This window comes from Brevibacillus sp. FIR094 (assembly GCF_050477165.1).
Taxonomy (GTDB): Bacteria; Bacillota; Bacilli; order Brevibacillales; family Brevibacillaceae; genus Brevibacillus.
Genome location: NZ_JBEAES010000016.1, coordinates 22,061 through 44,246, shown reverse-complemented (window position 1 = coordinate 44,246; position 22,186 = coordinate 22,061). Strand labels below are relative to the sequence as shown.

Annotated in this window: 16 protein-coding genes; 15 read left to right on the top strand and 1 reads right to left on the bottom strand. The window is 46.4% G+C overall.

From position 1 onward, the window contains the following. Nucleotides 1-19 precede the first annotated feature (19 nt). Complete coding sequence (locus ACQ5DJ_RS16015; protein WP_429843342.1) at nt 20-1,183, bottom strand: sensor histidine kinase; 1,164 nt, start codon at nt 1,181-1,183, stop codon at nt 20-22. A 228-nt stretch (nt 1,184-1,411) separates the two neighbouring features. On the opposite strand from ACQ5DJ_RS16015, the gene ACQ5DJ_RS16010 reads away from it, so the two are divergent. From ACQ5DJ_RS16010 to ACQ5DJ_RS15940, 15 genes are all read left to right on the top strand, one after another. Further along, entirely contained in the window at nt 1,412-1,795 is a 384-nt protein-coding gene (locus ACQ5DJ_RS16010) for a MarR family winged helix-turn-helix transcriptional regulator (protein ID WP_429843341.1), read from the top strand. A 38-nt stretch (nt 1,796-1,833) separates the two neighbouring features. After that, nucleotides 1,834-4,965: an efflux RND transporter permease subunit gene (locus tag ACQ5DJ_RS16005; protein WP_429843340.1), complete on the top strand. Its 3,132-nt coding sequence runs from the start codon at nt 1,834-1,836 to the stop codon at nt 4,963-4,965. Between the two features lie 20 nt (nt 4,966-4,985). Next, a complete protein-coding gene (locus tag ACQ5DJ_RS16000; RefSeq protein ID WP_429843339.1) occupies nt 4,986-6,215 on the top strand; it encodes an efflux RND transporter periplasmic adaptor subunit in 1,230 nt (409 codons plus the stop codon). 130 nt (nt 6,216-6,345) lie between these two features. Continuing rightward, nucleotides 6,346-7,797 (top strand): polysaccharide deacetylase family protein, encoded by a 1,452-nt coding sequence (locus tag ACQ5DJ_RS15995; RefSeq protein ID WP_429843338.1) that lies wholly within the window; start codon nt 6,346-6,348, stop codon nt 7,795-7,797. 159 nt (nt 7,798-7,956) lie between these two features. After that, nucleotides 7,957-8,964, top strand: coding sequence for an ABC transporter substrate-binding protein (locus ACQ5DJ_RS15990; RefSeq protein WP_429843337.1), 1,008 nt, complete (start codon nt 7,957-7,959; stop codon nt 8,962-8,964). Nucleotides 8,965-9,140: 176 nt separating this feature from the next. Beyond that, on the top strand, nt 9,141-9,908 hold the full coding sequence (locus tag ACQ5DJ_RS15985; RefSeq protein WP_429843336.1) for an ABC transporter ATP-binding protein: 768 nt from the start codon (nt 9,141-9,143) through the stop codon (nt 9,906-9,908). A 13-nt stretch (nt 9,909-9,921) separates the two neighbouring features. Then, nucleotides 9,922-11,799 carry an FtsX-like permease family protein gene (locus ACQ5DJ_RS15980; RefSeq protein WP_429843335.1) on the top strand — a complete coding sequence of 626 codons (1,878 nt, stop codon included), beginning with the start codon at nt 9,922-9,924 and terminating at the stop codon, nt 11,797-11,799. Nucleotides 11,800-12,244: 445 nt separating this feature from the next. After that, nucleotides 12,245-13,264 (top strand): ABC transporter substrate-binding protein, encoded by a 1,020-nt coding sequence (locus ACQ5DJ_RS15975; protein WP_429843334.1) that lies wholly within the window; start codon nt 12,245-12,247, stop codon nt 13,262-13,264. Continuing rightward, a complete protein-coding gene (gene fhuB / locus ACQ5DJ_RS15970; protein WP_429843333.1) occupies nt 13,264-15,345 on the top strand; it encodes a Fe(3+)-hydroxamate ABC transporter permease FhuB in 2,082 nt (693 codons plus the stop codon). Before ACQ5DJ_RS15975 ends, fhuB begins: the two co-directional genes overlap by 1 nt. Before the next feature lie 121 nt (nt 15,346-15,466). Beyond that, nucleotides 15,467-17,047 (top strand): helix-turn-helix domain-containing protein, encoded by a 1,581-nt coding sequence (locus ACQ5DJ_RS15965; protein WP_429843332.1) that lies wholly within the window; start codon nt 15,467-15,469, stop codon nt 17,045-17,047. A gap of 117 nt (nt 17,048-17,164) precedes the next feature. Beyond that, nucleotides 17,165-18,199 (top strand): ABC transporter substrate-binding protein, encoded by a 1,035-nt coding sequence (locus ACQ5DJ_RS15960; protein ID WP_429843331.1) that lies wholly within the window; start codon nt 17,165-17,167, stop codon nt 18,197-18,199. 254 nt (nt 18,200-18,453) lie between these two features. Then, entirely contained in the window at nt 18,454-19,512 is a 1,059-nt protein-coding gene (locus ACQ5DJ_RS15955) for a fatty acid desaturase (protein ID WP_429843330.1), read from the top strand. Between the two features lie 63 nt (nt 19,513-19,575). Continuing rightward, nucleotides 19,576-20,718 carry a histidine kinase gene (locus ACQ5DJ_RS15950; protein WP_429843329.1) on the top strand — a complete coding sequence of 381 codons (1,143 nt, stop codon included), beginning with the start codon at nt 19,576-19,578 and terminating at the stop codon, nt 20,716-20,718. After that, nucleotides 20,715-21,314, top strand: coding sequence for a response regulator transcription factor (locus ACQ5DJ_RS15945; RefSeq protein WP_017249912.1), 600 nt, complete (start codon nt 20,715-20,717; stop codon nt 21,312-21,314). Before ACQ5DJ_RS15950 ends, ACQ5DJ_RS15945 begins: the two co-directional genes overlap by 4 nt. A 168-nt stretch (nt 21,315-21,482) precedes the next feature. Continuing rightward, nucleotides 21,483-22,052, top strand: coding sequence for a helix-turn-helix domain-containing protein (locus tag ACQ5DJ_RS15940; protein WP_429843328.1), 570 nt, complete (start codon nt 21,483-21,485; stop codon nt 22,050-22,052). Nucleotides 22,053-22,186: the final 134 nt, after the last annotated feature.

The window sequence follows — 22,186 nt, the reverse complement described above, 5'->3', positions numbered from 1 at the left end:
ATTTATCGCTATTTGCTTATTAAAGGGGAAAGCTGATGTCCATTTGAAAGCCGTGGGGCTCTCGAATGGAATAGGAAAGGTCTCCGTTTAATTGCTTGGTTTGTTCTACGATACCTGTTAAACCAATGCCAAGTTTGATTTGATGATGATTCGTAATATTCCCATTGTCCCAAATAGACAGGAATAGGAAGTTTTGCTTTTTTTCAATCGAGATGAAAATCTCTGTTGCATTCGAATGTCGAATGGAATTGGTAATAGCTTCTTGGAGAATCCGGTAAAGCGTAATGGTCATCTGCTGTGAGAGCGGAATATCTGGATTGGGACTGATCAAATGCATTTTGATGTCAGTATGTTGTTGGGCTCGTGATAAGAGTATACGCAGCGGTGTGATTCCCAGAGAGGATTTGTCTGCGGCTAATGTATGTACAGACGAGCGTATATCATCGAGGCTTTGCTTGGATACCGAAAGCATGTCTCGCACAGCCTCCTGTGCGTCACTCGGTCCGCCTTGCAGCATGTATTTCAAGGCATTCAATTGAACGATTAACGATGTGAGACTGTGTCCCAAGGCGTCGTGAACATCACGGGCGATTCTGGTCCTCTCCTCCAGGACAGCGGCACGGAGTGTATTCACAGAGGCTGCTTGAAGTTCAGAATGGGCTTCCTGGAGTTCAACATGTGCCTCTTGTAATTGTTTCAGATGCTGCTGACTTGATTCCTTTGCTTGATTTTGAAGAGATAATCCTCGTGCACCGATATACCATCCGATATAGGTCACGATAAAGCCTACTACCTCCTCAAAAATATGGTCTTGATAAAAGTACATGACAGAAAAGGAGCATACGCCAAAAAAAGTGGCATAGTACAATGCTCGGCGTTCAAGGATGTGAAATCCAATAAAAGCTACCAATGGCAAGCATAGACCGACCTCTTCCCCTACATATAGAAACTTTATAAATGACACGGTACCAAGAACGATAATGGCGATGTCTTTTTGAAAAGGTTTCCAGTTATTTTTGGGCCTGAGAAACATCAGCAGCAAGCAGATGATGATGATCAGAGTGATGATAAATGGAATGGTGGGTTCAAGCATGTAAGCATTTGGAATGAGAAAAAATGAGATCAATACAAAAAAACAAATGAGCAGGAAACGGGAGCGTAAAGAAGCAGTTGAAGCGTTCAAGAAGAAAACCTCCTTTCTTGGAATACGTACCCATTATAGTTTCATTTTAGCATGTGCTGTCGTCTATCTCCGGGTGTACGGTCTTCTATCTCTGGATAGATAAAATCAAATTCCACAATTTGACTACCCGATAGACTTCGGAGACGAAACGTATAAGTACAATGTGATCTGTGGAGGGGAATTCCCCAAACGATAGACCGAAAAATAGACAATGGGTAGGAGGCTTTTATGAACGAACTGTTTCAGTTAGCGAAGATTCTAAGGGAAACGAGCACTGTATTTTCCACGCTTTCCATGCAAGCATTGGATTCAAGTGATATCACCTGGCAACAAGTTCTCATTCTGGAGCAAATCGCGATAAGCCCGAAAACAATGGGAGAAATCAGCAAGGCGATTGATCTTTCGTATAGTACGACCTCAGGTTTAATCAGTCGGTTGGAACAGATGAACTTGGTGCGCAGATTTCGTGATAAATCGGATCGGAGAATTGTGTGGGCAGCATTGACGGAGCGTGTACCAGCGAATTGGACGGGACAAGAAGGAAGTGCTTGCACACCTGCTTCGCTGCATTCCATACGCGCGCTTATTTTGGAGAAAGAAATACTGAGCTGATACGCTGAGCTCTCTACAAACGAAGAGGTGAGAAAATTTTGAATCTATCAGAACTGTCCATTAAACGTCCGGTGACGATGATTATGATATCCGTTGCGATCTTCATTTTTGGTTTGGTTACCTTTCCTCGCTTGGCTGTTGAATTGATGCCATCGCTGACTTCTCCGGTCGCCGTAGTTGTTACCTCTGTAGAAGGGGCAGCTCCAGCTGAGGTAGAAAAGCTGGTTACCAAACCGATGGAAAATGTACTAGGCACGGTTCCGAATTTAGACAAGATCACATCAACTTCTGTTAACGGCTCCTCCTCGGTCATCCTCCATTTCAAGTGGGGAACAAACATGGATCAAGCGACGCTGAATATGCGAGATAAAGTAGATTTGGTCCGAGGGAGCTTGCCTGAATCAGCTGGTTCACCAAGGGTGTTAAAATTTGATCCGACAAGCCAGCCGATTATTGATCTGGCTGTAACTGGCGATCAAGATGTCAACAAACTGAAAAAAATCGCGGATGATGTAATTAAGTCCCGCTTGGAACGAATTAACGGTGTTGCTTCTGTCACCATCACTGGTGGGCAAGAGCGAATTGTCGACATCATCGTGGACCCAGCCAAACTAGCCGCATATGGATTGACATTGGATCAAATTAAGTTAGCACTTGCAAACGGCAATGTATCCGGATCAGCCGGTGCAATACGGGAAGGTGACTCAAAGACCAGTATTCGCGTGCAAGGAGAATTCACCAATGTGGATACGATTGCAGTCACTCCGATTTCTGTCGGTGGGAGCTTCATCCGATTGAGTGATATTGCCAACGTAACAGATACCATCAAAGAAGTGACCAATCTGAGCTACATTGATGGAAAGCCGAGCTTGGGAATTGCCGTGATGAAAGGCACTGGCGGCAATACGATCAAAATCGCAAAAGACGTAAAGGCTGAGCTGGAGAAGATTAATAGCACGCTTCCAGCAAATGTAGAAACACGTATTGTTTTCGATACCTCCACATACATTCAGAGCTCCGTTGACAACACGGTGATACATGCTCTGGCAGGTGGTGCCATTGGCGTACTCATGCTGTTCTTCTTCTTGGGCAGTCTGTCGTCTATGCTCATTGCGGTCATTGTCCTGCCTGTATCGATCATATCGACCTTCCTTTTGATGTACATGACAGGTCAAACAATCAACCTGATTTCCCTAGCAGGTCTCACGCTCGGATTGGGATCATTAGTAGACTTTGCTGTCGTTATGCTGGAAAACATTTTCCGTCAACGGGAGCAGGGCAAGAGCATGATGGAAGCGGCATTGATCGGCTCCAAAGAAGTAGGAACCGCGGTGATGGCATCCGCATTGGCACAGATTTGTGTATTCTTACCAATTGCGCTGACAGAGGGTCTTGTTGCTGAGCTTTTCGCACCGTTAGCATTGACGGTCGTTTTCTCACACATCGCAGCACTTGTTTTCACTTTCTTGCTCGTTCCGATGATGAGTGCGCGCATGTTAAAAGCAGTACCGGAGCATACGAATCACGAAAACTATCGCGGCTTCAATCCACTGATCTGGTTTAATATCGGATTCCATAAAGTGGAAAAAGGCTATCAAAGGGTGCTTAAATGGGCATTGGGTCATCGAAAAACGGTGATTGGATCTGCTTTTGCTATGTTGATTGGCTCATTGATGCTAGTTCCATCTCTCGGCGCAGGATTTTTCCCAGATATGGACCAAGGATTAATCCAGGTAGAGATCAAGCTGCCGAAGGGTACCGTCCTGACCGAAACTGAAAAAATAATGAAGCAGGTAGAAGAAGTGGTCAATCAAGTGCCAGAAAAGAAATTGGTCAAGTCCTCGGTCGGGGGTGGCGACGGTATTTCAGAGAGCGGTGCATCTACTTCTCATAACGCAACGATCGAACTGCTAGTAGGAGAGATTTCTACAAGACAGCGATCGACAGAGGAAATTGCTGTTGGCCTGCAAGAGCAAGTCAAGCATATTGCAGGAGCAGATATCAAGGTGAAATCCCTTTCCGGTGGTATGGGGGGCGGAGCAGCCATCTCGATTGAAATTCGCGGAGATGATCTGGACGTCTTAACGGAACTGAGCGAGATTGTGAAAGGGGAAATAGCCAAGGTACCGGGAACGATGAACGTATCTACCAGTGTTCAAGAAATGAGTCAGGAGTTCGATGTGAAGGTCAATACAGAGAAGGCGAGCTTGTACGGATTGACAACAAATGAAATCCTTTCTGCTGTGCGAACTTCTTTCCAAGGTCAAACGGTTACCCAGTATCGTACGGGCGAAGATGAAATTGATATCAATCTCAAGCTACCAGAAGACTATAAGGAAGATATCAATTACTTGAAGAACCTGCGTATTTCCACGCCAACGGGTGCTCAAATCAGCCTCACATCCGTAGCGACCATCAGCAAAGTCGATGTACCGCCATCAATTGAGCGCAAAAACATGACGCGTGAAGTGAAGGTCACAAGCGATTTGATCGGGGATGACCTGCAAGCGGCTTCGACAGCAATTACGAGTATCATCAATAAGCTGAATGTTCCGGATGGATACACCATCGAAATGGGCGGGCAAAGCGAGGATATGGGAAATTCTTTTGTGAATCTGGGTATTGCGATTGTCTTGTCTGTCGTGCTTGTGTACATGGTCATGGCTGCTCAGTTTGAATCATTTTTTAGTCCATTTATCATCATGTTCTCGGTTCCCCCGAGCCTTACTGGGGTCATATTAGGGCTTTTATTTACAGGCACGCCTATTACCGTATCTGTTTTGATCGGGTACATTTTGCTGATCGGTCTGGTCGTGAACAATGCGATTGTATTAATCGATTTGATCAATCAGTTGCGTGAAAAGGGTTGGGAGTTACATGAAGCGATATTACATGCAGGACCTGCTCGTCTGCGTCCGATTCTGATGACAACCCTCACGACGATTATGGCCATTGCTCCGCTCTCCGTTGCTGCCGGGTCTGGATTAGAGTTTCAAGCGCCAATGGCTACGACCGTCATGTACGGTTTGATTTTCTCCACCATGATCACGCTCATACTCGTACCTGTGGTTACCGTATGGTTTGATGAGATGGGACAAAAAAGACGTAACAAACGCAAGCAAAAGCAGGAAAAGAAAATCCTTACCACTTTGGAATCGACAAACGCATGAGAAAAGAGGAGGAAGCATTCATGATCATAAATAAAAGAATCGCGATTGTGGCGTTACTTACCTTCACCTTGATTACTGGCTGCGCAAGCCAGGAGAATGCAGCGCCGACTGCTGCCCAACCAGAAGAAACGGTTACCCCTGTACAGGTTGCAACGGTGGCACAAGGTGTGGTCACATCTGAGTCTGGACTGACAGCAAAATTGGCACCGAGTGAGGAAGTCCAAATGTCACCCAAAAACGGTGGAAAAATTACGTCTCTACCCGTAAAGCTGGGTCAGCCCGTAACAAAAGGACAACTATTGTTTACACTCGATACGAACGAGCTGTCTAACAGCGTAAGAGAACAAGAAGCAGCTCTGCGTGTGGCAAAAGCGAATTTATCTCAAGCAGGCAGCACCTCTAACCAAGGCTTGGTGGAAGCACAAAATGATTTGACGGAAGCAGAACGAGCGCTTGCTGACGCAAAATTGAATCAACAACGTAATCAGCAGCTGTTTGCACAGGGAGCGATTGCTGCAGAGAAAATGGATGAGGTAAATACATCGTTTACAAAAGCCCAGATTTCCTATGACAATGCAAAGCAGAAGCTGCAAGGCGCAAAACAAAAAACAGGTGTGCAAGTATCGGCAGCGAGTGTAACGGAGTCCGAGGTCAGACTGCAAAATGCTCGTGAGCAATTGGCAAATGCAACGGTTGTCTCCCCAATCGATGGATTTGTCGCAAGCGTGACCGGAGCAGTAGGACAGATGGCAGGACAGCAAGCGATTGTGACCGTCGTCAAAACGAATCCACTTGTGGTCAAAGCGAATTTGTCGGAAGCAGATGTGACGAAAGTGAAAGTAGGAACAGTCGTCAAAGTAAACGTGCAGTCTACAGGCAAAACGATTGATGCAAACGTAACGGCGATTAGTCCGGTCATGGATTCGCAGCTCAAAGCCTATCCAGTAGAAATCACGATTCCGAATGCTTCTAATGAATTGAAGTCCGATATGGTCGTGAATATAACCTTCCCCCAAGGCTCAGAAGGAGCAAAGTCGCTCGTCATTCCTCGCAAGGCGGTATTTGATCGTGAAGGCAGACAATATGTGTTCAAGCTGGAAGGGGAAACAGCCAAGCAAGTGGAAGTGTCGACGGGCAACTCGACAAGCGAGTTGATTGAAGTAGTATCCGGCCTAGCGAATGGAGATAAAGTTGTAGTAAAAGGACAGACGCTGCTAGCAGATGGCGGCAAGGTGAGTATTCAGGAGTAAGCAGAAACGGAAGAAAAAAGAGGCGGAGCAAATCCGCCTCTTTTTGTTACCAAATGGAAAGATTATCTACTCTACCAAAATTGCTAAACAGAGTATAATTTTAGCTATGGCAGTTGATAAGGAGTCCTGAATGATAATTTCCACCAAACTGTGCAAAGGAATTGCACTGCTCATGGCAGTTGTACTCGTCTCCGGCTGCTCGATGTTTACGAGTAAAGATGAATCCACTGAGCGCCAGAAGATAGAGAAGACACAGAAAATCACCCGATACACGGGTGAAAAAAGCAAGGTGCTGTCCTCCGTATACACGGGGCGCAAGGAACTAGCTCTGACGTTTAACGGCATGGGCGACGATAAGATGATGAAAAGTCTATTGGAACAGCTAGATACTCATAAGATCAAAGCAACCTTTTTTCTCCCAGGCATACGTGTCGCCGAGGAACCCAACATCGCCAAGGACATTTTGGCCCGCGGTCATGAAATTCAAAACAACACACTGAATCAACTAGACATAAGCAAGCTCAGCTACGAGCAGATTTATCGGGAGATTCAGTTGAGTAATGAGGTAATCAAACGCGAGACGGGTATTTCGCCTCGCTATGTGCGAACCAAATCCGGCGATGTGACAGAAGACGTTCGTTTGGCAGCCGCCCATCTCGGGATGGAAGCAGTCGTCAGCTACAACATCAACCCGAAGGACCGTGATTTGCAGAAAGACGCCAAAAACATCGGAGATTACATAACTCGCTACATGTCCAGAGGCAGCATTATCTCACTCAATACAGACATCAATCCTGAGGTGATTCCGGCCATTCCATTGATCGCCAAGGCAGCAGCGGATATCGGCTATCAGTTTGTCCCACTCAGTGAGATGGTAAAAAACGGTGGTGAACGCAAGCCGCTAGAACAAATACCAGGCTTTGACGCCGCAAAACTAAATCCACAATTCGAAAATGCGAAGTATGAGCTTGTCTATCAAGTCGACACAAATAAAAAACAGATCGCGTTAACCTTTGATGACTGGGGAAGCGACAAAACCGTAACGAAACTATTAGATATTTTGGCAGAGCATGATGTCAAAGCGACCTTCTTCTTGCGAGCAAAAGGGGTGGAGAACAATCCGAATTTGGCGCGAGCGATGGTGGAGGGTGGACATGATGTGGCAAACCATTCCTATAACCATCCGGTCATAACGACGCTGACAACGGAAGAATTGCAGAAGGATGTGGTCAAAGCACACCAGGTCATTACCGAAGCGATTCAACAGCAGCCTGTCATGCTGTTCCGTCCGCCTACTGGCGTAGTAGACGATCATACAGCCAAAGTCATTGCAGCCACGGGTTACAAGGTCATTGCGTTGTACGATGTCACCACATTGGATTGGGACAAGAAAAACAGCGCCCAGGATATTGTAAATGGCGTCATGAGCAAGACGAAAAATGGCAGTGTCATTTTGCTGCATATGCTCGATGACATCCACACGATTGAGGCACTCCCGATTGTACTGGAAAGTCTGAAAAGCAAAGGCTACACCTTTGTAAAGATGGACGATATGATCAAACAAAGCCGCTCACACAACTAATCCCTTTCGCAGAAAGGGATTTTTTTTACCTATTTTCGCAAAGCTCGGGCGATTGACAGTAAAAATACTCTTTGTTATAGTTTTGTCGATAATGATAATCAATATCGACAGTAGCATTACTTACATCTATCTTACAAACGTACATAAGGGAGGCTCATCATGCCTACGAACAAAACAAGTAACGCTGTCTTTGCTGTCATTTTTGTGTTCTCGCTTTTTTTGACAGCATGTGGTGGAGCAAATACGGCAGCTCCAGCACCCGCGACGGATTCTGCTTCCAAGCCAGCTGACAAGTCAACAGAAGCCCCTGCTGAGAACAAAATGCGCAGCATCGAAACACCAAAAGGAACGATTCAAATTCCTGACAAGCCACAACGTATTGTGACAGACTACTACGCAGGCGAGTTGATTGCAGTAGGCGGAAATGTAATCGGTGCAGAGACAGAAGCTTTCAAAAGCCCGTTTACCGTTGAACAATTAAAAAATGCGCAGGACGTAGGTAGTCCGCGGATCAATGTGGAGAAAACGTTAGAGCTCGCTCCTGACCTCATTGTCGTCATGTATGATGACAATTATGAAGCCTTGTCCAAAATCGCTCCAACCGTTTATCTCCCATACGGTACGGCGACAAACATTTACGATACGGTCAAATTGTTCGGAGAAGTGGTTGGCGATAAAGAAAAGGCAGACAAGTTCATTGCAGACTTTGACAAGAAGGCTGCCGAGGGTCGCGAAAAGTTGAAAGGCATCGTGGATGAGAATGCGACTGTGGGTCTCTACGAGCTGACCAACAAAGGAGATTTGTGGATCTTCGGTGACAACGCAGGACGCGGTGGTCAAACCGTGTACAATGCATTGAAGCTGAAAATGCCACACGCTGACAAATCCAAAGAGCAAACCGTACAGCTGTCCATGGAAACCTTGCCAGAATACGCTGCGGATTACATGTTCGTGACTTTCTACAACCCGGAAAAGAATAGCGAAGCCTTGAAAACCTTACAGGAGTCCGCTGTCTGGAATGCAACCTCTGCTGCCAAGAACAATCATATTTTCTACAATGACTTCGATACATTCTATCGCTATGACCCAATCGCGATCACAGCACAGATTGATATGTTTGTAGATATGTTGATCAAAAGACACGAAGAGAACAAAAGTAAAAAATAGCTTACAACGGAAGCCATCCCTCCTCGGATGGCTTTTTTTCGTCTCACGAAATAAACCTTACAAAATGTAAAGAAAACTGTAAGGAACATCAATAGCTCCTACTCTGGAATTTGGTTACAGTTAATGGCGACGGAAACAACGAACGCTAGCCAATAGAAAGAATGGAGGAACGTATAATGAGTACTGCTGTACTAGAAGTGAAAGACGTTCAAAAAATATATGGGACAAAAGGTGAAAGCCAGTCGCATGCCTTAAAAGGCGTATCGATGACCATAGATAAAGGAGAGTTCGTGGGAATCATGGGTCCATCCGGTTCGGGTAAGACGACTCTGCTCAACGTGATTTCCACACTGGATCGTCCAACGGAAGGCTTTATTGAAATTGCGGGAACGAACATTACACAGATGAAGCGTGATCAGCTCGCAGATTTTCGCTCGCAAAAGCTCGGCTTTATCTTTCAAGATTTCAATCTGCTAGAGAATTTGTCTGTGTACGAGAACATTGCATTGCCGCTGTCTCTGCAAGGTGTCCCTTCCAATGAGATCAGCAACAAAGTAAGTAAAGTAGCACAAACACTCGGGATCGAAGAGATTTTGCAAAAATATCCGGTTCAAATTTCCGGGGGACAAAAACAACGGGCTGCAGCAGCACGGGCACTTGTGCATGATCCTGCGATTTTGCTGGCAGACGAACCGACAGGCGCTCTCGACTCGAAGAATGCGAAAAGCTTGCTGGAAACGATGACAGATTTGAATGAGAACCACCAAGTATCCATCATGATGGTTACGCATGATGCTTTTTCTGCGAGTTATTGCAAACGTATCTTGTTCATTCAAGACGGTAAGCTGTATACCGAGATTCAACGTACGGGGGATCGTCAGCAATTTTTCAAACAAATTCTGGATGTACTGGCCGAGCTAGGTGCATCACATGATGTACGCTAGGGGGTAACGTTTCATGCTTTTAAAGCTATCCTTGTCCAGTATGCGGAAGATGATGAAGGACTATCTGGTTCTGCTCGTGGGTCTGGTCATCTCCATTTCGATTTTTTACATGTTCCAGACGCTTGCCCTTAATTCTGATTACACGAAAAACAACTCGATGATCTCTTCGATTCAGATCGTTTTCAATGTAGGGGCGTTCCTGCTGGCGTTTATCACGATTTTTTATATCTTCTATGCCAACTCATTCCTACTCTCGCTACGGCGCAAAGAACTCGGAATGTACATGGTCTTAGGGGCGAAGAAGGGGAAAATCAGCCAGATTTTGTTCCTGGAAACATTGACAATGGGAATCATTTCCTTAGTGATCGGTAGCCTGGTTGGTATTGCGCTTGCAAGCGGTATCGGCGTCTTGCTCATGAATATGCTGGAGATTTCCACAGATGGGTATTATCCTTTTTATCTGCCAGCGTTTTGGATGACATGGGGATTCTTCCTCATCCTGTTTATCATCACATCCACGATCAATGCGACTCGTTTGGCTCGTGCAACAGAGCTCGCTCTCATCCGTGCCGAGCAGCAAAATGACAATATCAAGGCAAAAGGAATCGGAGCGGTTTTAGTCGCTATCCTTGGAGTTATCCTGTTGGCTCTGGGCTACACATGCTTGCACTTGCTTATGTACCTGCAGGCACTCGGCTTTATCGTAGGGGCAATTTCATGCACACTCGGGACGTATTTAATTTTCATCTCGTTACTGCCAGTTCTTGTACAGGCTTTGAAGAAAAATAAAAAGCTGAATGATAGCAAGTTGAACGCATTTACCTTTGCTCAGCTGCGTTTTCGGGTGAACAACCTGACCAAAATCCTTGGTACAGTAGCAATGTTGATCGGACTTGGTGTCGGGGCGATGGCAGGGGGCTTGGCGTTCCAGCAAAACGTCAATTTGTTTACTACGGTGTTCCATGTGTATGACGTGAATCTGCATGATCCGGTTGAAGCGGATTATCAGGCATTGAAAAAAATGAACGTGCTGGAGCAAAATACGTATCGATACAAAGTCGACGACAAGGCGTATTACTACTTGAAGGAAGACTTACTGGCAAATCCGCTGTCGATTTCCACGAACAGCATTCAAGATTACTCTGCTGACAACAAGCCAAAACTTGTGACAGATCCGCTTCCGAAAGAAGCGTATATCGTAAGTGCGTCAAAAGCAGACGAAGGTAAATACGATGCCATTCCTGAGGATTGGGACAAAGCGTTATTCACCAATTTTATCAACTACCAGATGCTTGAGGGCAAATCTGTTCTGGTGGTGGATCAGGCGACGTATGAGAAAACCGCTGGAAGTGAACACAAGGTTCTCCTTGCTAAGGTAGACGACTATTTGAAATACACGCAGGAATTAAAAGCAATGGATGAACGTCAAAAGCAATTGATTGGCTCTATCACAAATGTGGAAGCCAAAGACGTTTATACATCTTCCAAATACAACACGTATGCGGGCATGTATATTTTCACAAGCGGGACGATGTTCATGGGCTTCTTCCTCGGAATGGCCTTCCTGGCGATGATGGCGAGCTGCCTGATGTTCAAAATCTTGTCTGGTGCTTCCCGTGACAAAGACCGTTACAGCATGCTGCGTAAAATCGGCGTACGTCAATCGTTGCTCGTAGGCTCGATCTATAAAGAGCTGTTCATGGTATTCATTTTCCCGGCGATCATCGGTCTGATGCACGTATTGATCGGTATGGAGATGTTCTCGTTCATCCTCTTGGATCCGTATCTGAACATCTGGATTCCAACACTGATTTTCGTTGTGATCTATGCGATTTACTATTACATCACGGTTCAGCTTTATCGTGGAATTGTGTTGCCAAAAGAAGCATAAATAAAAATCCTCCTCATTTGAGGGGGATTTTTTGCTTTCTAATCGGAGTTGTTGTGGGGGAAGAAGCGCATTCCCAGTCTACGCTTCGGCCTCCGCCCCGCATGGGGGGATGGACTGTCCGCTTCGGAATAAATGGCGGGAGCGCTTCAAACGTAGAAGTTTCGAGGAAGTATTTCATAAGTGAAGCTGAAATTCCCCGCCATTTTTTCCTGCGCTGGGGAGGGCTCCAGAGGCGCTTGGACTGGAAATGCGCTTCTTCTAACGCAGTCTTAGTAAAACACTTGAAAGTGATTTCAAGAAGTTTTTTCCCTGACGAAAGCAGTTGAAAAATAATATACACATTCCATCATTGACAAAGATAATGATAATCATTATCATAATTAACTGGAAGACATGTCCTTTATCATTCGAAGTAACACCTAGAAAAGTAAGGGGGAATTTTTTCATGCGTCTTATGAAATTACCAGTGATGCTTGTATTTTTGTCTACGATGCTGTTACTCGCTGCTTGCGGCAATGCTGGGTCAACTGCACAATCTAGTTCCAACCAAGCTGCTACTGCTCAGCCTGACGCGGCGAAGCCGGCTGAAGAGCAAGTGCGCACAGTGAAGCACACGATGGGAGAGGCTACTATCAAGGGTACTCCGAAGCGTATCGTTGCATTGGAATGGAGCTCAGCAGAGCATTTGTTGGCTCTAGGTATTCAGCCTGTAGGGATTGCAGATATTCCTAATATGAAAAAATGGGTGAAGCTCCCTGTGGAGATTGCTCCAGAAGTAGTGGATGTAGGGAGTCGTACTTCACCAAACCTGGAATCAATCATGATGTTGAAGCCAGATTTGATTATCGGTATTAAACGAAATGTAGAAGCCAATTACGACGAAATGAGCAAAATCGCTCCAACGATTGCTTTTGATACGAATCCTGCTGAAGGTCAGGGATCACAGTATGATCGAATGATCGAGATTTTCAAGCAACTTGCGGATATTACGGGTAAAAATGCAGAAGCTGAGGCCGCTTTGAAAGACCTCGATAAGACTTATGCGGAAGCAAAAGAAAAGCTGACCAAAGCTGGTGCAGATAAAGTTCCATTTGTCCTCGCGATGGGCTACAGCAGTCAAAATGCCGTAGAATTCCGCTTGTCTACGGATAACTCTACAGCAGCAAGCATCTTGATTAACATTGGTCTGACAAATAAGTATAAGCCTAAGAAATTTGAGCAAACAGGATTGACACTGGCAGATGTAGAGGCACTTCCAGCGTTGCAGGATGCGAATTTCCTCCATATCATTCAAGATGATGACAACGTGATTGAGAAGCAATTGAAGAACAACCCGGTTTGGAACGGCCTTACTTTTGTGAAAGAAAATCGCGTCTATGCTTTGGGCGGAGATTTGTGGCCTTACGGTGGTACCATGTCTGCAAAGATTCTCGCGAATAAAGTTGTAGATCTGTTGGCAAAATAATGAGTTTAGCCAAAAATAAAATATTCACACGAACTGACATCACTCCAGCCACTTCCTCACAAAGAGGGGGCTGGAGATTGTTCTTGATGTTAGGGAGTGGACTTGTCGCTCTGTTGGTGCTTACATTTGTCAGTTTGACACAGGGGATGGCAGACATATCTCTGCGTTCTGTTGTACAGGCTATTATTGCTCCGCAAGACATTTCTGATCACCATATGATACAAGGTGTCAGGCTTCCGAGAACGGTCATGGGGCTTTTATCGGGTGCAGCATTGGCTATTGCCGGAGCATTGATGCAGACGGTGACACGAAACCCGCTCGCTTCGGAAACGACACTTGGCGTAAATGCGGGTGCGTATTTCTTCGTGGTGTTCGGGATGGTCTTTTGGCCATCATTCTTGCATGAACACCCGCTTCCATTTGCGATGCTGGGCGGAATACTCGCAGCGGTTACCGTATACTTCATGTCTGGCGGGCGCAAAGGTACGCCAGTACGTGTGGCATTGTCCGGGATGATTGTCACCTTGGTATACTCCTCCTTGACGAGTGCCATCATCTTGTTTAACGAAGAGACGACAAATGGCATTTTCCTCTGGGGCTCAGGCTCCTTAAAGCAAAATGACTGGTCGGGTGTAGAATTCAGTTGGCCTTGGATTGTAGCTGGGATTATGGTCAGCTTTTTCATGGCCAGGCAGCTCGATGTACTTAGCCTTCATGAAGAAACGGCGAAGTCATTGGGGCAAAAGGTGGCGAAAACACGGCTTTTCACCATGTTTATTGCGATCTTGATTACGTGCGTCAGTGTCAGTGTGGTCGGACCAATCGGTTTCATCGGACTCGTGGCTCCGCATCTGGTGAGATTGTCAGGCATCACGCAGCATAGATGGCTGTTGCCGCTATGTGCCATTTGGGGGGCAGCACTGCTTGTAGCTTCCGATACGATTGCACGTATGTTCATCAATCATTATGGTGAACTTCCAGCAGGAGCCATCACGGCAGCTATTGGTGGACCGTGGTTGATTTGGCTGGCTTTGCGTGTCTCGCGCAGCATGAGCGCTGGGACTGGAGGCTCGATGAGCGTCGGAGGAGCACAACGCAAAGTTTCGTATCCGTTGATTGTGTGCACGCTTGTTGTGCTGCTCGTAGTCGTTTGGATGCTCAGCTTGTCTAGCGGAAACTTGTACCTGCCGTGGACAGAGATCATCGCCATTTTCATGGGACAAGGAAACGAGATGTACAGTCAATTGGTGTTTGAGCTTCGGATGCCGCGACTGTTGACAGCGATGTTGGCAGGTGTGGCACTCGCGATCAGTGGAAGTCTCATGCAGAGTGCAGTACGTAATCCGCTGGCTGATCCGCAGATTGTCGGTGTCACGAGCGGTGCGGGTGTAGGGGCGATTGTCGTGCTCCTCGTGTTTCCTCAACTCTCGGCTTGGATGCCGCTTGGTGCTGTTGTAGGGGGAATCATCTCTGCTGCGATTGTGTACGCGGTCTCTTGGAGAAGGGGACTCAATCCAATCATCTTGACACTTGTAGGTATTGCGGTTTCTGCCGCAGGTGCCGCTCTTATCAATATCTTGATCGTACATTCCATGATCTTGGCAGCGCCTGCTCTCACTTGGCTGGCAGGAAGTACATACGGGCGGGGATGGATGGAAGTAGGCCGCCTGTTGCCTACGATTCTCGTTTTAGCACCGATAGCGTGGTGGTTAGGACGTCGGGTGGACCTCTTGTCATTTAACGACGAGAGCTCGACTGGATTGGGGTTAAAGGTGCGGATGACGAGGTTGTCTGTAGCAGTCATTGCCGTGCTGCTCGCTTCAGCGTCAGTTGCCAGTGTCGGAGCCGTAGGATTTATCGGTCTTCTCGCTCCGCATGCAGCACGCATGCTGGTTGGACCTCATCATCGACGTGCAGTTGTTGTCTCAGCTATGCTTGGAGCAGTATTGCTGGCTGCATCTGATTTGCTGGGAAGGATCGTCATGATCCCGAAGGATATTCCGGCGGGGGTCGTAGTGGCGTTGCTAGGCTCGCCCTATTTGTTCTTGCTGATGTTCCGTTCGACTCGTTCCTCACAATAGATAGGCAGGTACTTGCCAAATAGAAAGATCTCCAACATGATGAAAGTAGAACAGGCTGATTCTGGCAATCAGCTTGTCTACTTTTTCTTGCTATTTCCGGTGATAGAAGGATGTGAATCTGTTGACGATTAATCAAGATTATCCTGGCTTTTTGATGACCGCCTTTCGCAAACAGCGATTGAAAGATTTTCACCTGCGTCAGGTGGAAGTAAACACCCATGTCCTTTGCTATGTGGCAGAAGGAAGTGCAGAGATTACGGTTGATGGTCAAAAGCAGTTGCTCGACGCCGGAAAGCTCTTGTTGTTGCGCCCGACGACGAAGATAGAAGAATTGCGGTGCCAATCAGGACCGTTGCACATATACAGATTGCATTACGTGGAAGCGAGACACGATCAGCATGAGAGCGCTCCCGAGAGGAAAGAAGTCAAGGTTTTGGCTGTCTCTACTCCCGCCTCATTCCTGACGGTATTGGAGGAGCTCTCGCAATTGACACGGAAGCGGGACTACTCTTCTTTTTTACGGAGCCAAGCATTGCTCTACGAACTGCTTGGTGTTGTTCATGATGAACAGAAAAAGCAAGAAGAAAAGGGCATTGGAGCGATTGAGGAGACCATCGCCTACATGCAAAAACACTACCGCGAGTCACTAGAATTGGGAAGCTTGCCGAAACTGGCGGGGTTGACCCCCAGCTCTTATTGCCGTGCTTTCAAACGTGAGACGGGAATGACACCTGGAGAGTATTTGACTGGGCTGCGGATGGAGCATGCTAAGGAGTTGCTTGCCCATTCTGGAGGAAGTGTGAAGGATGTGGCTCGTAACGTAGGTTACTCCGATGAGCTGTATTTTAGTAGACTCTTCAAAAAACGAGAAGGATTGTCACCGCAAATTTATATGAAGCAAAGTGACCAGCGGGTAGTCGTGGTCAGCAAGCTGTTTTTGCAGGATCATTTTCTTGCGATGGGCATTCAGCCGATTGCTGCCCCCTCCTTCCCGAACTACTTTGAAACGAGGACGGGCTTTCCTTCTTATTTGCAGCAAAAGTTGCGCGGGACAAAAGCACTGAATGCAGAGCAATTGATCGATCCGAAAGAGATTTTGACTTTGTCGCCTGATGTGATCGTCAGGATGAATTTTTTCCACAATCGAGAGGCAGGAGACTGGGAGAAAATAAAAGGAACGGTCTCCTTTGACGGCTATCCGAACTGGATTGACTACCAAACCAAATTGGCGACGCTTTTCAAGAAAGAGAGTCAGGCAGAGAAAATTATCAAGCATATCGACAAAGTAGAAAAACAAGCAAGAGAGGCACTACTGCCGATTACACGCACGGGTGAATGGACCATGATTCGCGTGCTTGCGGATGAAGTGCGCCTGTATGGTGTAGAGGGGCACGCCCTTGCTGACTTGTTTTATTACAAGCTTGGATTTGCGCCTGATCCGAATGTGACCCACGCAGCCTATAAACCACATGCGCTCAATGATCTGATCGAATTGAACCCGGAGAGAATCATCGTGTTCTGGAGCGAACGGGAGCATGTGGCAGCGCTTTGGAACAACCCGCTGTGGAGAGACTTGCGTGCGGTGCGGGAAAACAAAGTGTACCATCCCGCCAATCACGAATGGGACCCATGGGGTCCATTTGGCAGAGAGCATACGATTCAAAGGAGCACAGCGTATTTTCTACAGATCGCACAGTGGTAATTTGGTCCATGGCAATTAGACAATCACGTCCATAGAAAAGCAAGAGGAGTCTCTATATACTATCAATTGATAATTGTTATCACTAAGTTGATAAGCAGAAGTGGGGGCATTCTCGATATGAAAAGTAAGACCAGTTTACGTACCATGCGCCACATCATGACCAGCTTCTTCGCGCTGTGCTTACTGGTTGTCCTTGCCGGTTGCGGAGGCAATGCCAATCAAGCTCAACAGACGCCAGCTGCATCGGGAACGACGACTGAGGCTACTCCAGCATCAGCGCAATCAGCACCAGCCGATTCTAATGAAGTACGTGAAGTGAAACACGCAATGGGCACCACTCCAATTAAAGGAACACCAGAACGCGTGGTTATTTTGACTAATGAAGGTACCGAAGCGTTGCTTGCACTTGGGGTTAAGCCAATCGCTGCTGTACAGTCCTGGGATGAAGATCCATGGTATCCTCACATCAAAGATGAGATGACAGGCGTAGAAGTGTTGGGCTTCGAAGACCAGCCCAATCTCGAAGCGATTGTAAGCCTGAGCCCTGATTTGATCATCGGAAACAAAGTACGTCATGAAAAGATTTACGATCAACTGTCCAAAATCGCTCCAACCGTATTCTCTGAAGAGCTGTCCGGTAGATGGAAAAGCAACTTCACGCTCTATGCAGAAGCACTGAACAAGAAGGCGGAAGGCGAGCAAGTCCTGAAAGAATTCGACGACCGTGTAGCTGCTGTGAAAGCAAAGCTGGGTCCTAAAGCTTCTACGAAAGTATCCGTAGCGAAATTCTCCAAAAAAGGCGTACAAATCTATCAAAAAGATACTTTTAGCGGTGTGCTGCTCGATCAGCTGGGACTCGCACGTCCAGCTTCCCAGGACGTAAACAACTTTGCAGAAATGATCAGCGAAGAAGGTATGTCCGCTATGGACGGGGACATCCTGTTCTACTGGGTAACGGAGCCAACGAAAGAATCGAAAGACGTTGCGAACAACGCGAAAAAATGGATGGAAAGCCCAGTCTTCAAATCGCTGAATGTGGCGAAGACCAATCAAGTTTTCCAAGTAGACGAAACGGTCTGGAACAAAGCAGGCGGCATCAAGGCAGCGAATTTGCTGCTCGAAGATATCATGAAGCGCCTCGATGTGAAGTAAGAAGAATAAGTCGTCAAAGCCAAAAACCTCATCCGAAGTATGGATGGGGTCTTTTTTTGGCATAATATGGGATGTCCCGCTTGGTTTACGCACCCTAAATTTCCCCGTCGTTTGTTCAACCATGACATTTGTCATGTCCTCGACTTGACGTTTATGACTACAGCGGACAGACGCTATTTTCTACAATAAAGATAGAATATGCGTCCGGTGAATTTACATGTCCCTGTACGCTTTGATCGAGGAGGAAACAATTGATGCATAAAGCCAACATTGCCGAGTTGAAAAAGAATGTTGCCCCCTTTGAAAAATCAGATATGAAAAAAAGTATCCGACAGCTGATCAATACGCTAGTTCCACTGATTCTACTCTGGTACGGTGCTTATCTCAGTCTGTCTGTTTCCTATTGGCTCACGCTGCCTATCGTCATTGTCGCAGCTGGCTTCGTCATCCGTACCTTCATCATTTGCCACGATTGCTGCCACCAATCCTTTTTCAAAAAGCGTCTGGCGAATGACATCGTGGGGACGATTACTGGTGTACTTACCCTCGTTCCGTATGAACAGTGGAAGAATAGTCACAATATTCATCATGCAACGAGTAGCAACCTCGACAAACGAGGCGTAGGTGATCTGTGGATGTTGACTGTTGATGAATATCTCGAAGCTTCTACCTGGCGAAAAATTACTTATCGGATTTATCGTAATCCGATCGTTATGTTTGGTTTGGGTCCTATTTTTGTCTTTTTGCTCCAATATCGTTTTAATGTAAAGCGAGCTCGCCGCAAAGAGCGGTTGAATACGTATTTAACGAATGTGCTATTGGCCGGTCTTTATGGGCTTTTAATCTGGGCGGTTGGCTGGCAAGCATTCCTGCTGATTCAAGGTCCGATCTTTTTTGTCTCAGGATTGTTTGGGATTTGGCTGTTTTATGTGCAGCATACGTATGAGGATTCGTACTTTGAGAACGAAGAAGAGTGGAGTTACGTGAAAGCAGCAGTAGAAGGAAGCTCCTACTACAAGCTGCCGAAGGTTTTGCAATGGCTCACGGGCAATATTGGCTTTCACCACGTCCATCACTTAAGCCCACGCGTACCGAATTACAACCTGGAAGAAGCACATAACGAGACACCGCCGCTTCACATGGCGACAACGATTACACTGGCGTCCAGCTTGCAGTGCCTGCGTTTTCATCTATGGGATGAGAGCAACAAGCGTTTTGTGAGCTTCAAAGGCATCAAGCGATTGGCTGCTGCTCGATCTGAAGCGATCATGGATGCACTCCAAGGCTCTAAACCGAGTTTGGAAGGAAAATAAGCCTGCCATTAACCTTTGAATTCCGATACACTTGAGAGAGTGGCGAAGAAAAGGTGGGCAAGTATGCAGAAGCAGAAGTGGTATCACATTCTTCAAAAAAATACGGGCTTGAGCCCTTATGTGTGGGTTGTCTTCTACATCCTGCCATTCTATTTCATCTTCCGGTCATCCTCGACGTACGAAGCGGTGATCGGAATCATCATGATCATTCTGTTTTTCATTTGCTATGTATTCTCCTTCCTGTCAAAGGGCTGGCTGATTTACTTTTGGACGAGTGTGCAGATTATCATATCCATCGCCATGACCTTGATGTTCGGCTATGTGTATTTCTCGCTCTTCCTGGCATTTTTTATCGGGAATATCGAGAACAAGATCGGCTTTGTTACGCTGTACACGATTCATTTGATTAGCACTACCATATCGGTTAACATCGGCTTTTTCACCAAAAATGCGCAATTGATTGGCCAGCTTCCGTTTGTTTTGGTTAGCATGATAGCTGTCATTCTCTTGCCCGTGACCACGTACAACTGGAATAAGCGAGAGAAGCTGCAAGGAGAGCTGGAGCATGCGAACAAGCGGATTTCAGAGCTGGTCAAGCTCGAGGAACGCCAACGCATTGCCCGTGACTTGCACGATACGTTGGGGCAGAAGCTCTCCTTGATTGGGTTGAAAAGCGATTTGGCGAACAAGCTGATCAACAAAAATCCTGCTCTGGCGAGAACGGAGCTAGAGGAAATCAGGCAGACGGCGCGTATCGCTTTAAAAGAAGTGCGGGAAATGGTCACGCAAATGCGTGGGACGCGGCTAGAAGATGAGATGTTTCGGATCAAGCAAATTTTCAAGGCAGCGGAAATTGAATTCGTGCTGGAAGGCGACACGAATCTAACCAACACTTCGCTGATGACGGAAAACGTGTTGTGTATGTGCCTGAAAGAAGCAGTTAACAATATTGTGAAGCATAGCAATGCCACGGACTGTTCCATTGTCATCGAGTCCACTCGCACCGACCTCGTCGTAAGCGTAACGGATAATGGGATCGGAATGGCGGAGGAATTGGTCTACCGAGGCAACGGTTTACGTGGGATGAAGGAACGGCTGGAATTTGTCAACGGCAGCATGGAAATCCAGTCCTCGGAGTCTGGAACACAGCTAGTGATTCGGGTACCCAATGTCTTCAAACAACCAGAACAGGAGGCGGGAGGATGATTCGCATTGTCATTGCAGAGGATCAGCGGATGCTTTTAGGAGCCCTTGCTTCCCTGCTCGATTTGGAAGAGGATATGAAGGTTGTCGGGCGAGCTAGTAACGGTGAAGATGCGGTCAAACTCGTGCATCAGCATCAACCCGACATTTGCATCATGGATATCGAAATGCCGGTCAAAAGCGGATTAGACGCTGCCGAAGAATTGAAAGGTAGCGGCTGCAAGGTGATGATTCTCACGACCTTTGCCCGTCCAGGATACTTTGAACGAGCGCTAAAAGCAGGTGCAAACGGCTACTTGCTTAAGGACAGTCCGAGCGAAGAGTTGGCCAGCTCGATTCGCAGTATCATGGCAGGCAGACGAATCTATGCGCCTGAGCTGGTGGATGAGGCATACGGCCAGGAGAATCCGCTGACGGTGCGGGAAAAGGAAGTCCTGCTCTTGATCGCTGATGGGAAGAACACCAAGGAGATTGCCAGCCAGCTGTACATTACGACAGGGACTGTGCGAAATTACATCTCCGTCATTCTCGACAAGCTCGGTGTGAGCAATCGAATTGAAGCGATTATGCATTCTAAGGAAAAAGGCTGGTTTAAGTAGCAGATCAGCTGGAGGAGGCCCTTTCTGTTTCGGCAGGAAGGGTTTCTTTTTTATGGGGTTGTGATTGATGATCTGGTATATTTAGTATAATTTCATCCACGATAGTATATGAAATGCTACTAGCATATTTTTTATAGTTTCCGTCGATATTGCAAAGGGGGGCTTAACGTGAATCTAGAAACCGATGATCCCAAACAAGTTGTTTTACAGGTTGGAGGGGTATTAAAAAAAATTCGTAAAGAGAAACATTTGAGCCTTGAAGATTTATCGGAATTATCCGGTGTGAGCAAGCTGACACTGGGAAATATTGAACGTGGAGAAACCAACCCAACTATCGGGGTGTTGTGGAAAATTTCGAAATGCTTATCTATACCACTCTTGGCTCTGTTCTCAACTGAAAACAGTGTGAATCTGTCCAGAGCTGGGAAGGGACTCAGAATTGCTGGGGAGAATAAAGATTGGGTAATTGAGCCAATCTTTCAAAACATAAGTAATGAAATGGAAACGTATAGAGCTTATTTACAACCGAATAGCTCATACTATCCAGAGAAGCATCACCACAATACAACGGAAATTGCGACAGTCATGTCGGGAACGCTTTCCATTCAAGTAAATAATGAGTCATACCTCTTGAATCAATATGATTCGATTAGTTTTTGTGCAGATGGCACACATTCATATATCAATCAATCTGACGAGCTTGTAGTGATCCATATTATATTGAAATACGGGGGCTAAAAATCTATCCCCTGTATTTTGATAGACTACGACGACTAAGACCCTTTATCGACCGAATGGTTGCTAGAGGGTTATTTTTTGTTGTGATTTATTAGAGAGGATAGGTATTGGACATTTATTGAATGTTATATTAT